10 protein-coding genes and 2 rRNA genes are annotated in these 13,288 nt (G+C 39.2%); 1 reads left to right on the top strand and 11 read right to left on the bottom strand.

The window, feature by feature from the left end; genetic code table 11:
• The 4 genes from I6E70_RS16115 to I6E70_RS16100 all read right to left on the bottom strand — a co-directional run bounded on the left by I6E70_RS16115 (position 1) and on the right by I6E70_RS16100 (position 5,100).
• A complete protein-coding gene (locus I6E70_RS16115) occupies positions 1–327 on the bottom strand; it encodes a hypothetical protein (protein ID WP_197189185.1) in 327 nt (108 codons plus the stop codon).
• Between the two features lie 139 nt (positions 328–466).
• Positions 467–1,969, bottom strand: coding sequence for an alanine/glycine:cation symporter family protein (locus tag I6E70_RS16110; protein WP_010554016.1), 1,503 nt, complete (start codon positions 1,967–1,969; stop codon positions 467–469).
• A 376-nt stretch (positions 1,970–2,345) separates the two neighbouring features.
• Entirely contained in the window at positions 2,346–3,473 is a 1,128-nt protein-coding gene (locus tag I6E70_RS16105) for a M14 family metallopeptidase (protein ID WP_197110724.1), read from the bottom strand.
• Positions 3,474–3,657: 184 nt separating this feature from the next.
• Entirely contained in the window at positions 3,658–5,100 is a 1,443-nt protein-coding gene (locus I6E70_RS16100) for a glyceraldehyde-3-phosphate dehydrogenase (RefSeq protein ID WP_007580346.1), read from the bottom strand.
• Positions 5,101–5,274: 174 nt separating this feature from the next.
• On the opposite strand from I6E70_RS16100, the gene I6E70_RS16095 reads away from it, so the two are divergent.
• Positions 5,275–6,075 carry a DUF2989 domain-containing protein gene (locus I6E70_RS16095; protein WP_024593069.1) on the top strand — a complete coding sequence of 267 codons (801 nt, stop codon included), beginning with the start codon at positions 5,275–5,277 and terminating at the stop codon, positions 6,073–6,075.
• Between the two features lie 239 nt (positions 6,076–6,314).
• Here the strand turns inward: I6E70_RS16095 and ihfA are convergent, their stop codons facing one another.
• From ihfA to I6E70_RS16060, 7 genes are all read right to left on the bottom strand, one after another.
• Positions 6,315–6,614, bottom strand: a complete 300-nt coding sequence (gene ihfA / locus I6E70_RS16090) for an integration host factor subunit alpha (RefSeq protein ID WP_002960690.1) — start codon at positions 6,612–6,614, stop codon at positions 6,315–6,317.
• 2 nt (positions 6,615–6,616) lie between these two features.
• Positions 6,617–9,004 (bottom strand): phenylalanine--tRNA ligase subunit beta, encoded by a 2,388-nt coding sequence (gene pheT / locus I6E70_RS16085; protein ID WP_007580344.1) that lies wholly within the window; start codon positions 9,002–9,004, stop codon positions 6,617–6,619.
• Between the two features lie 15 nt (positions 9,005–9,019).
• On the bottom strand, positions 9,020–10,000 hold the full coding sequence (gene pheS / locus I6E70_RS16080) for a phenylalanine--tRNA ligase subunit alpha (protein WP_002960692.1): 981 nt from the start codon (positions 9,998–10,000) through the stop codon (positions 9,020–9,022).
• Between the two features lie 345 nt (positions 10,001–10,345).
• Positions 10,346–11,056 (bottom strand): DnaA regulatory inactivator Hda, encoded by a 711-nt coding sequence (gene hda / locus I6E70_RS16075; protein ID WP_007580342.1) that lies wholly within the window; start codon positions 11,054–11,056, stop codon positions 10,346–10,348.
• Positions 11,056–12,111 carry a DUF2066 domain-containing protein gene (locus I6E70_RS16070; protein ID WP_197189184.1) on the bottom strand — a complete coding sequence of 352 codons (1,056 nt, stop codon included), beginning with the start codon at positions 12,109–12,111 and terminating at the stop codon, positions 11,056–11,058. Before I6E70_RS16070 ends, hda begins: the two co-directional genes overlap by 1 nt.
• Positions 12,112–12,924: 813 nt before the next feature.
• Positions 12,925–13,039 (bottom strand): 5S ribosomal RNA (gene rrf, locus I6E70_RS16065).
• A gap of 150 nt (positions 13,040–13,189) precedes the next feature.
• Positions 13,190–13,288 (bottom strand): 23S ribosomal RNA (locus I6E70_RS16060); the annotation flags it as partial.

Here is a 13,288-nt window from a genome sequence, read left to right as displayed (position 1 = left end):
TCATTTTTTCTTTTTTAGAGTCACTAAAACAATTCGGTTTATAAGATACCAAATACACCCTACGCCAATAGCCGCAGTATAAGCATACCACTGAAGCGTTTTTTCTTGCGGTTGTAAAAAGTACAAACAGAAAAAACCACCTAAAAATAAGATAAGCGCCAAAAAGGAGTGATTTATAAACATCTGCTTTTTTTTAATTCGCTGTTCGCGCTGAAGTTGCAAAACTTGCTCGTCGTTTACCTCTGCAATGTTGCTTTCGCAATGCGGACATTGCTTATGTTTATCTGAAATTGATTTTGCACATTTTGGGCAACGAATAATCGCCATACTTCTCTCCATACTACGCATAAAAAAAGCGCCTTTCGGCGCCTTTATTGTACTTGTTTTATTTCTCGTTGTCTTTTTTGAATTCAAACCAATAACTAATTTTGGGGCGATAATTTTCTAAGTTGCCCACTAAGTTTAATTACTCTGCGTCTTTTGACTGCTTCTCTAAGCGTTTTTCCCAGAACGTGGCGTTTTTAATGCCTAATTTAACTGGATCAAATATGATCTTTCCGCCTTTTTTCTTCTGTTCTTCATAATCGCTCAAACATAACAAAGCAGGCTTAGCTACGAAGAAAATAGCTAAAATACCTAGTATGTTAATCCAGGCCATTAAGCCAACGCCAATATCACCAATCGTCCAGATATAACCTGAATTGTTTACCATGCCGTATGCAACCATAAACATAATCACAAACTTCACGATAACAAGCGGAATACTGCCTTTAAAATAACGATTTAAGTAAGCAATATTAGTCTCTGCAATAAAGTAATAAGCAAGTATTGTGGTAAAAGCAAAGAAGAACAATGCGATGCCAACAAATGCCTGCCCAAAGCTACCAAATACACTAAATAGAGCCATTTGTGTAAAGGCTGCTGAACCCACTTCAGTGGCTGCATCAACATTTTGAACAATAAATTGCCCTGCTGGTAACTCACCCACAATATTGTATTGCTGCGTTATTAAAATCATTAATGCTGTTGCAGTACACACAAAGATGGTATCAACGTAAACAGAGAAAGCTTGTACTAACCCCTGTTGAGCAGGGTGATCAACTTCTGCAGCGGCTGCTGCATGAGGCCCAGTACCTTGGCCTGCTTCGTTAGAATATATACCGCGTTTAACGCCCCAACCAATAGCAGCACCAAAACCGGCCTGCGCAGTAAACGCATCACTAATAATTAAATAAAATATATCACCCACTTTATCTAAATTTAAAAATACTACGATTAGTGCCAATACTATGTAACCAAGCGCCATAAATGGCACTACTATTTGCGTAAAGTTCGCAATACGCTTTATTCCGCCGAAAATAATAAACGCCAAAACAATAAGGATAATTGCCAAAGCGACCAATTTAAAGCTGCCTACGTCACCAAAGCTAGTAGAAACCATATTGCCATCGCCAAACACTTGAGTAAATGCATTACCTACCGCATTTGCTTGTACGCCTGGCAGAAAAACACCACATGCAATAATTGCCGAAACAGCAAATAAAACAGCTAGCCATTTTTGCCCTAAACAACGGTCAAAATAATACGCTGGGCCGCCACGATATTGCCCGTTTTCTTCTGTTTTATAAATTTGGCCTAAAGTAGATTCTGCATATGCGGTACTTGCACCTAGAAAAGCAACAACCCACATCCAAAAAATAGCACCTGGTCCACCAAAACCGATAGCTGCTGCAACACCTGCGATATTACCAACACCGACTCGTCCAGACAACGATACTGCAAGGGCTTGAAAAGATGAGATACCTTTATCAGACGTGTTTGGACTAAATAATAACTTACACATTTCTTTAAAATGTCTAACTTGAGCAAATCGAGTTAATACTGAATAAAACAAGCCTGCGCCTAGGCATAAATAGATGAGTGCATTACTCCAAACAACATCATTAACAGCGCTTACAAAAGCTTCCATGGATATCCTCTATAGTTATATTTATTATTTTTAATTACGAGACTCTGCTTTAGCTACTACGCAACATAAGTTTCACGAAATAAGGTTTTACCTCTCCCGTCCCGACTCATTATTTAATTAATCTTAACTTAAGTACCCCAACTTTGTTAACACTTAATTTTCAAAACATCTAATTACGTAGCTATTGTAAGGCACTACATCAGCAGTATTTAAAGGAAAGTAGATTGATTTGTACCGATACGGTGATGATACGCGGCGAAGAAACGTTAAAAACGTTTTGGAGTGAAGTTGCTATATGATTATTATTTTTTGTAAAAGGGGTTTTACTAAAAGCAAAAAGGGCATCAAAACTATTGATACCCTTCAAATAAACGTTTTATCTTAAATTATCAACAACATTAACAATTGCCGCTAACGTATCTTGACCAAATTGATACGAACGACGGTCTGACCAGCCATAGTCTGGATCAGGTAAATCGTTGTTGTCTTTAAATGGCATTTCAATTGTGTACGTTAATGCTTTGAATTCTTCAGCAGTAGCTGATGAACCTACCGTAAGGTTAGCTTGGCCTGGCTCATCTTTTGGATAGCCATGCTCATCTTGAAACTCTGGAGTAATAGTTAAAAGCGCAGCTTTAAAGCTATCTTCAAGGCCTTTAAGACGAGCATCGTAACTTGGAATACCTTCGCTGCCTGCCACAAAGTTATACGGAATAGCTTCATCTCCGTGTATATCTAAGTGCATATCTAAGCCAGCTTCGCGCATTTTATTAAGCACTAAGTAAACTTCAGGGCTGTTTTCCATGCTTGGCGTTTGCCATTCACGGTTTAAGTTAACGCCTTTAGCGTTAGTACGCAGATGTCCGCGTGCGCTGCCATCTGGATTCATATTTGGCACAACGTAAAACACTGCTTTTGATAGAAGCGCAGCTGCATGTGGGTCTTCGTCATCAAGAAGTTTGTGCAGTAGACCTTCAACATACCATTGGGCCATTGTTTCACCTGGATGTTGACGTGCTGTGATCCAGATATTTTTCTTATCTTCACTTGGCTCACCAATTTTGAGCACACTCATATCGCGGCCATCAAGTGTTTCACCAAGCGTTATTAATTGGCAAGCGCCTTGGCTTTGTGCCCAAGATAATAAATCTAAATGGCGGTCGTAACTATATGGCGCAAAGTAAGCAAAATACACGCTGCCGCACTCTGGTTCAATTTCAAAGCTTAATGTGCCATTTTTATAGCTTGATGGTACACGAAACCATGTTTGGCGGTCATATGATGCAACGGCTTGATACCCTTCCCAACCATCTGGGTAAGCTGATTTATCAAGCTCATTAATATTTAACTTATGCAATTGGTAAGGCGTTGTTTCAAGACGAAAGTGAAACCACTGATAAAATTCAGACTGGTGATCTTTATTAATTTCTAATTGAATATTTAAAGGATCGGTGGCTTCAATAACTTTGATATTACCACTGTCGAAATTGCTGCTGATTTTCATGAAAAAAACCTTTAGGTTGAATAAGTTTATCTGCTTATTAATTCACAGAACTGACATTATTTTGTAAATAGTAAAACGAATGTGCATTTTCTTAATTAAAGCCTATCACAAGGCATACGCTTTAAAAATAATACACGACCAAAAAAGCCAGCAACATGCTGGCTTTTAAGTCACTGCAAATAAATTAGCGAGGTAAGCTTGGGAATGACACTTCGGCCATATCCCGCATACAACGAACTACTTGGCAGCTGTAACCAAACTCATTGTCGTACCATACATATAAAACAATACGGTTATCTTCAACAATCGTTGCTTGTGAATCAACAACACCTGCGTAACGGCTACCTACTAAATCGGTAGAAACAATTTCCGTTGATGCTGTGTAATCAATTTGGTCACGTAAGTCTGAATGAAGTGCAGTATCGCGTAAAAATGCGTTTAGCTCTTCAACTGATGTGCTTGTTGCTAAGTTAAGGTTCAAAATAGCTAGCGACACATTAGGTGTAGGTACGCGGATTGCGTTACCTGTTAATTTGCCTTCAAGCTCTGGTAATGCTTTTGAAACCGCTTTTGCAGCCCCTGTCTCAGTAATTACCATGTTAAGTGCTGCGGCACGGCCACGGCGCTCTGCTTTGTGGTAGTTATCAATAAGGTTTTGATCGTTCGTGTACGAGTGTACAGTTTCAACATGCCCATTATTAATACCAAACTTATCGTTTAGTGCTTTAAGCGTTGGTGTAATTGCATTGGTTGTACAGCTTGCTGCACAAACAATTTTATCTTCAGGTAAAATATCTTTGTTATTAACACCATATACGATGTTTTTGATATTACCTTTTGCAGGAGCTGTTAATAATACTTTTGCAGCCCCCTTACACTCTAGATGCTGGCCAAGGCCCGCTTCGTCTTTCCAAATACCGGTGTTATCAACAATTAATGCATTGTCGATACCGTATTGAGTGTAATCAATTTCGCTAGGAGAGTTAGCGTAAATAACCTGAATGTAGCTACCGTTGGCTTTAATTGCGTTACGTTCTTTATCAATAGTGATTGAGCCATTGAACGGACCGTGAATTGAATCACGACGCAGTAAGCTTGCACGCTTTTCAAGATCACCATCTTTACCGCCACGCACAACAATAGCGCGCAAACGTAAATCTGAATATGGACCTGATTTTTCAATTAATAAACGCGCTAGTAAACGACCAATACGACCAAAACCATACAATACAACATCGCGTGGTTCTTTCGCTGGTAAGTCAGCTATTTCTGCAAGTTCATCTTTTACAAATTCTTCTACTGAGCGGCCTTTTGCAGCTTCAGTGAACAAATAACTATATGCAAGCTTACCAATATCAATACGTGCAGAGTTTAATTCCATTTTGCTGATAGCTTCTAAAAATGGGAAGCTTTCACGCAAACGTAATTTAGTGCCTTCAAACTGAGCAACGGTTTTGTGAGATTTGATAATATCGATAGTACTGGCATTTACGAGAGGACGGCCATATACAGCGATTTCGATACCACGATTACGGTAAAGTTTACCAATGATTGGTTGCATGCTTTCTGCGTAATCTTGGCGCTCTTGCCAACTATTTGTGTATTCTAACTCGTGAGATGAGGTCATTTTATTTACCTAAGTTTATCATTTTGAACGGATAGCCTTTAAAAATGCACTATATTTTGAGAGTAATGCACTTCAGGCAGGGCTATTCTAATTTAATCTGAAGTTATTCTCTACTGTTAGGCGTTAAATGATTGCGTTAGAATAACAAGGTAGATATTCATTTGGGGTTAAGGGATGCTTAAAAAAGCAAGTGTACTATTGGGTTTGCTAACGTTGACAGGGTGTGAAGAGCCCTTGACACTCGCACAAGTGTGCAAAGAAACACCTGGCTTTTGTAGCGACTTAAACAAAGACAGCCACTGCAAGGATGAGCGTTCTGATGTAATTATCAAACGTTACATAGAATACAAAGACCCTACTGATGAAAATAAATACCAATTACTCAAGGACTTTGAATCCTATAACCAATGTATAACTGTGGCTGCCAAAATTGAACATATTAAGTTAAAAGCTAAAAAAACGTCACGTATTGACGGTCAATTAACGAGCATTAAAGAAATGACTCGCTTATATCAAGATACCCAGAATACGAACCATCCAGGTTTGCTCTACTACCAATGGTCACGAAATAATAACCAAAACGCACTGACTAAATTATTGGCGATAGAAAATGACAAAAGTGTAACGCAAAGTGCCGAAATGCAATTTTTTTTAGCATCGTACTATATTAAGTTCGACGATGAAAAAACCATCGATTTGCTTTATAAAACTTTAGAACTCAATAAAAAAGACAACGTACCGAATCCTGAAGTGTATACATCACTTATTAGTCTTTTTTATAAACATGATAAATTTAAGCATGCATATATATTTTCTAAAGTAGCGCAAATGTCGGGGATTGAAAATATTGACGTGTTTGAAATTGAGCAGCAATTAATAACGAATGGTAAAAGCTTAGACAGCCTAGATGTACTTGCCGAGCAAACATTTCAGCAAATAATGGCAGGTGATTTTGTATCTCCTCGAGAGTTTTAATTTATAATCGCAAAAATAACCTAATACCAATCTGCTTATATATGGGGTCTATTTAACGTTAAGGGAATTACGCTAGAACTAGGCAAAAATTTTTGTATCTAGTTGTTCTAAATAAAACATTTTTAACGACGTTATAGTGCAATTTAATTCGTTAAATTGATCAAAGATTTATGCAGGTTGGTATAATTTAATAACTAGGTTATTCAGGCAAATAAAAAGGCAGCTTACGCTGCCTTTTTTTATTTTGCTTTGCTTGTGCCCACTTCTACGCGGGTTTTAAGCTTTTGACCTGGTCGAAAAGTCACCACACGACGTGCCGAAATAGGAATATCTTCGCCTGTTTTCGGGTTGCGGCCTGGTCTTTCTTTTTTGTCTCGAAGATCAAAGTTACCAAATCCAGAGAGCTTAACCTGCTCGCCTTTTTCTAGCGCTGAGCGGATTTCTTCAAAAAACGCTTCAACTAAATCTTTGGCATCTTTTTTATTGATCCCGAGCTTTTCAAATAGGTGTTCAGCTATGTCGGCTTTAGTAAGCGCCATATCTAGTCCCTCAACGATGCATTAAACTGTTCGGCCAATTCGGCCACCACGTTATCAACTACTAGATTGATATCTTTCTCTTCGAGTGTTCTATCAACCGCTTGCAGTGTTAGAGCAATCGCCAAACTCTTATAATTTGGCTCAATACCTTTGCCCTTATACACATCGAATAAGTTTAGGTCAACCAATTGATTTCCGCCAACTTTTTCGATCACGCTTAAAATGTCGCCAGATTTAACGCTGTCTGCCACTAAAATCGCGATGTCGCGGCGATTTGAAGGGAATTTAGACACCCCTTCTGCTTGCGGTAAATTTCTTTTTTCTATTGCTGACATTTCAATTTCAAAAACAAAAGTTGCGTTGTTGATATCTAACGACTTTTGAGCTTGAGGATGTAAAGCACCAAAAAAACCAACCTTCTTGCCATCAACATATATTACAGCTGATTGACCGGGGTGAAGTCCATCTGACTGCTCGGCTTTAATTTCAAAGCGAGTAACGTCATTAGTAATTGCAAGTAAGGCTTCAACATCACCTTTTAGGTCGTAAAAATCAACGTTACGTTTTTCTTCAACCCAATGTTCACCATTTACAAGACCCGTAATAACGCCGCCAATAACCGGGACTTGGTAAACACCATTTTCTGCACTTTCGTCGCTTATAAATTTAAGACCATGTTCGAATAAACGAATACGAGGCTGTTGGCGATTTTGGTTATACGCTACAGACGCTAATAAACCCGGCATTAAACTTACACGCATCGCTGACATTTCAATTGAAATAGGATGCGGTAATACCATTGCTTTACACTCTGGGTGTAAAATAGCTTGTGCTTTAGGGTCTACAAAGCTGTATGTAATTGCTTCTTGGTAACCACGAGTCACTAACGTATTGCGGAACTTGCTAAGCGCAATAGTTGCTTCGTTATGTGTCGTCATTTTAAGTTTTGCAGTTGGTGCAACATTTGGAATGCTGTTGTAACCGTAAACACGTGCTACTTCTTCAATTAAATCTTCTTCGATGCGAATATCAAAACGGTAGCTTGGTACGTCCGCACTCCAGCTTTCATTTTCTACTTTAACATCAAGACCTAAACGCGTAAGAATATCTGTTACTTTAGCATCTTCAATATGATGACCAATAACACGGTCTAAACGTGCACGACGAAGACGTACTTCAGTCACTTTTGGTAGTTTATCGGCCGCAACAGCTTCAACTACAGGGCCTGCTTGACCACCTACAATCTCAAGAAGAAGTGCTGTTGCACGTTCCATTGCATCATGTTGTAGAGCAAAATCAACACCGCGTTCATAACGGTGTGAAGCATCAGTGTGTAAACCGTAGCTACGTGCTTGCCCTGCAATTGCTACAGGATTAAAAAATGCGCTTTCAAGTAATATATCAGATGTTTTATCTGTAACACCTGATTGCTCACCACCAAAAATACCTGCAATTGCAAGTGCTTTGTTATGATCGGCTATCACAAGTGTTGTGTCGTTTAATTTAGCGGTGTTACCGTCTAATAAAACAAGTTCTTCACCTGCGTTTGCACTACGTACTTTAATACCACCTTCAATCGCATTTAAATCAAACGCGTGCATTGGGTGACCAAGTTCAAGTAATACATAGTTAGTAACATCAACTACTGGGTCGATTGAACGTACGCCACTGCGACGTAGCTTTTCAACCATCCAAAGCGGTGTTTCTGCATCAAGGTTAATGCCCTTTATCACACGACCAAGGTAACGAGGACATGCATCTTCATTAACTAGCTCAATTGATACTTTGTCATCAATTGTTGGAGTAACAGCTGGAATATCTAATACGTTTACGTCAATACTATTTAAAACGCCTACTTCGCGTGCTAGACCTTTTATACCTAAGCAGTCACCACGGTTTGGTGTTAAATCAACATCTATAATATTATCATCAAGACCTAGGTAATCACGTAAATCAGTGCCTACTGGTGCATCGCTTGGCAATTCCATAATGCCGTCGCCTTCTTCGCTAATACCTAGCTCAACAAAAGCACATAGCATTCCGTTTGAAGGTTGGCCGCGTAGTTTGGCTTTTTTAATTTTAAAGTCACCAGGCAGTACAGCGCCCACAGTTGCAACAGCAACTTTAATACCTAAACGACAATTTGGTGCACCACACACGATATCAAGTAGCTCATCGCCACCTACGTTAATTTTGGTAACACGCAGTTTATCTGCATCTGGGTGTTGTCCACATTCAACAACTTCACCTACAACTACGCCATTAAATTTGGCAGCAGCAGGCTCAACGCCATCAACTTCTAGACCAGCCATTGAAAGCTGTTCCGAAAGAGCTTGCGTATCAATAGCAGGATTAACCCACTCTCTTAACCACTTTTCACTAAATTTCATTTTATTGTTTCACTCTTAACGGAACTGGTTCAGGAATTTTAAGTCATTTTCGAAAAATGCACGCAAATCGTTTACGCCATAGCGCAACATAGTTAAACGCTCTACACCCATACCAAAAGCAAAGCCGGTGTATTTTTCTGGGTCAATGCCCACAGACTTAAGTACATTCGGATGTACCATGCCGCAGCCTAGTACTTCTAGCCACTTACCGTCTTTACCCATAACATCTACTTCAGCTGAAGGTTCTGTAAACGGGAAGAATGAAGGACGGAAACGAATTTCCATATCTTCTTCAAAAAAGTTACGTAAAAAATCATGCAAAATACCTTTTAGCTCAGTAAAGCTAACATCGGTATCAACCATTAAACCTTCAACCTGATGGAACATAGGTGTATGTGTTTGGTCGTAATCGTTACGGTATACGCGTCCAGGTGAAATAATGCGCAGTGGCGGCTGCTCAGTTTCCATAGTACGAATTTGCACGCCACTTGTTTGTGTACGTAGTACTAATTTAGGATTGAAATAAAAGGTATCATGATCAGCACGTGCTGGATGGTGCTCTGGAATATTTAGCGCATCAAAGTTATGAAAATCGTCTTCGATTTCTGGACCAGATTTAACTTCAAAACCTAACTCACCGAAAAAGCTTTCTATGCGCTCAATAGTGCGCGTAACTGGGTGTAAACCGCCAGTAGGCATAACACGCCCTGGTAGAGTTACATCTATAGTTTCAGCAGCTAGTTTTTCTTCAAGTGCTTTACTTGCTAGCAACTCACGCTTTTCGTTGATAGCAGCTTGTACATCTTGTTTAGCTTGGTTTATAACTTGGCCTGCTTCTTTACGTTCTTCAGGTGCTATTTTACCTAACGTTTTAAGTAAGCTAGTGATTTCGCCTTTTTTACCAAGGTAATTAACCCTGATATCTTCTAACTGCGCTATTTCACTGGCACTGGCTACCGCCTCAAGTGCTTGCGCTAATATGTTTTCTAAGTTCATTCGATACCTGATCTTTCACAGAAGGTGATTGCTTAAGAGCGTGTTGGCCTTTCAAGATTGCTTTACAACAGTGTGGTTGGTTATTAAATAAGGTTAAGCATTGGACTGTAGTTTCCTACATAAGTGATGCAATAACGCTAAATAAAGACCAAACACATGCAGTTTGAAGTGTTTATCTCGGAGGCTACGTTCTTTGTTGTTCGGGTTTCGCATATAAATACTACGCTAAAGCCCTCACGACGCGATTAAAGCACTCTTAAGTTAAACAAATTCCAATCAGGAAAGGTAAACACGCTCTGATAATAGCTTATGATAACTGAAAGAAGGGTCTAGATTCTAGACCTACTACAGCTTTAACGTTGATTTTATAAAAGGAATAGTTAATTTTCGCTGTGCTGCCATAGATGCATGATCTAATTTGTCGAGTACATCTAATAAAGCACGCATATCACGGCTTAAACGGGTTAGTAAAAAGCGTGCACACTCATCACTTAATTCAAGGCCGCGCATATGAGCGCGCTTAACAAGTGCTTGTGCTTTATCGTCATCACTCATAGAACGAATTTGAAAGGTTGTTCCCCACGTTAAGCGAGACTCTAAGTCAGGCAGCGAGATATTAAGCATGCTAGGAAGTAAATCGGCAGTTACTACTAACATTTTTCCGGGTTCGTTAAACCGGTTAAAAAAGTTGAATAGTGCTTTTTCCCATGCATCATTGCCTGCAACTAAATGCACGTCATCAATACATAGAACATCAAGTGCTTCTAAACCGTCTAATACCATAGGTCCAAAGTCAATTACTTCGCGCATAGACAGCAGCATATTAGATAGGCCACGCTCTTGTGCTTTAATGCAGGTTGCATACAAAAGGTGAGACTTACCCGAATCACCTAACCCACATAAATAAGTATACTGAAACTTTTTAGCTAACTTCGAAAAGCTATCTTTTAAATGGTTAACCTCTAACGAATCTTCCCCACCAAAGTACGATGCAAATGTTTCGTCATCCGGCAAGGTAACCGGTAATGCCATTTGCATCGGCTCAGAAGTTAGCATTATGGCGTTATCCATTGATACTCTAAGCTATTTTTATCAACAACATGATAAAAAGCGCGTGGATCCTCATAATCTTTAAATGAGGAGTCTAACCCTAGCCCTTTTTTAAGATCACTTAGATTACCAGTGTGGTTTAGTTTAAATTCTACAAATTCTGGTGTTTTACGAACAATTTTAACTTGCGTAACAACGCTTAAGTTCAATAATCTTTGCTTTGCTAATTCAACATCAACAAAACTTTGCGTGCCTTTTAATGTTAGCGTGGCCGCGGCTTGTTCATAATAAGCATTTGGATCAATAGCGTACTCGCTTGCAAGGCCTCGAGCTAAGGTATCAATCATTTGACTCACTATTTGCTGCTTATCGCCCGTTAATCTATTTGAATCAAATTGATCATCATTAGTAAAACGCCAATCTAAAATCCAATTTTCGCTATCCGCTTCTTTATACATTCTTGCTGTAATACTTCGCTCAGCACTGTAGCGTCTAGAGGCCTCTTCTACTGGTTCAGAAAAGTTACCCCATACCTCAGGAATACCTACTAAACGTCTATCTTGTAAATCAAGTAATGGCACAACGACAGGCAGACCACGGCGTCCTGCTTTGTCATAAATTAACTGCTCTAATTGCGGGTAACTTTCTTGTGTTACTAATTCTCTGCGCCAATTGTCTTCAATACCTAACCATATTGCGACTAATGGGCGTTGTACTCCCCATAAAGGTAAGTTTAACTCTTTGATTAGCGCGTTGATCTTTCGAGCTTCAAATTTAACAACGAGTTTCAATTGTCCATTTGCTCTCTCGTCATATTCAAACTTAAGCATATAATCAGAAATATCTTTAGTACGTTGCTGCGCTAATTTATTTTGATCCGCAGTTTCATCACCACTTACTTTCACTAAAACATTGAGCAAAGCTTTACGACTCGCAGCTAATCGAGTGTCTCGTGTTTTGTCATCCACTTTTAAAATATCTTGATATAGATCAGTTACTTCAACTGCCGACACAGAAAAACAAAATAAAATGGATATGGCGCTAATTAATAATCTATACACAGGCTGTTAGTTCTTGGTTTTAAACTGATTTGATCCTAAATCAAAGACAGTAACAAAGCAAAATTAAATTTGTTATCTAAGGAAATGAGAGTAATTAGCTTTTATAGAAAGTAAAAAAGATTAAATATGAATTAAGATAGTTAAATAAGTAGTACGCTATTCACCTACGTTTAACCTTACTACACTTTTCAAAAACGAGAACCTTTCGGGTTTAGTTTCATCATGAAGGTATTTAATGCAATTACTCGATGATGTTATGGCATTGATTGTTCGTTATTGGTTCACATTTTACTTTCTGCAGACGTAAAAAAGCCCGAACCGTTAAATTCGGGCTTTCTACAATGTGAAGCTTGTGTAATGTCATAGTGCCCACAGCAGTAGAAAGTCACGTAGCAAATGCTACTGTATTGGCCGACTGGGGTATTGAGGATTTTTGCTGTGATTCTAGCGTCGGGAGTCGCTATGCTCGCCCGCCCTACGTGATGCGTGTTGATGTGAGTGTGTATTAATTGTGCGTATTTTACTTTTCTTCAGACGTAAAAAAGCCCGAATCGTTAGATTCGGGCTTTCTACAATTTGAAGCCTGGTGATGTCGTAGTGCCCACAGCGGTGGAGAGTCACATAGCAAATGCTGCTGTATTGGCCGACTGAGTTATTGAGGGATTTTGTTGTGATTTTAGCGTCGGGAGTCGCTGCGCTCGCCCGACCTACGTGATGGGTGTTGATGTGAGTGTGCATTAATTGTGCGTATTTCACTTTTCTGCAGACGTAAAAAAGCCCGAATCGTTAGATTCGGGCTTTCTACAATTTGAAGCCTGGTAATGTCCTACTTTCACATAGCAAATGCTACACTATCATCGGCGCTGTTTCGTTTCACTACTGAGTTCGGCATGGAATCAGGTGGGTCCAAAACGCTATTGTCACCAAGCAAATTTGGGCGTTAATCCGTATTACTACGCACTAACTGAATTTGGAAAATATCTGATAATATTTTTTAAGTCTTTCTAAGTAATATCTACTTTAGTTATATTAACTTCTTCGCTTGTTTCACTATCACATAAAACGCGTTTGGCGTTGTATGGTTAAGCCTCACGGGTAATTAGTACAAGTTAGCTTAATGGCTCACACCACTTCCACATCTTGCCTATCAACGTTGTAGTCTTCAACGGCCCTTCAG

This window comes from Pseudoalteromonas sp. NGC95, from assembly GCF_015864705.1.
GTDB lineage: Bacteria > Pseudomonadota > Gammaproteobacteria > Enterobacterales > Alteromonadaceae > Pseudoalteromonas > Pseudoalteromonas arctica.
Note: the sequence above shows the minus strand (reverse complement) of the source record. Positions and strands in the feature narration are given on the sequence as shown.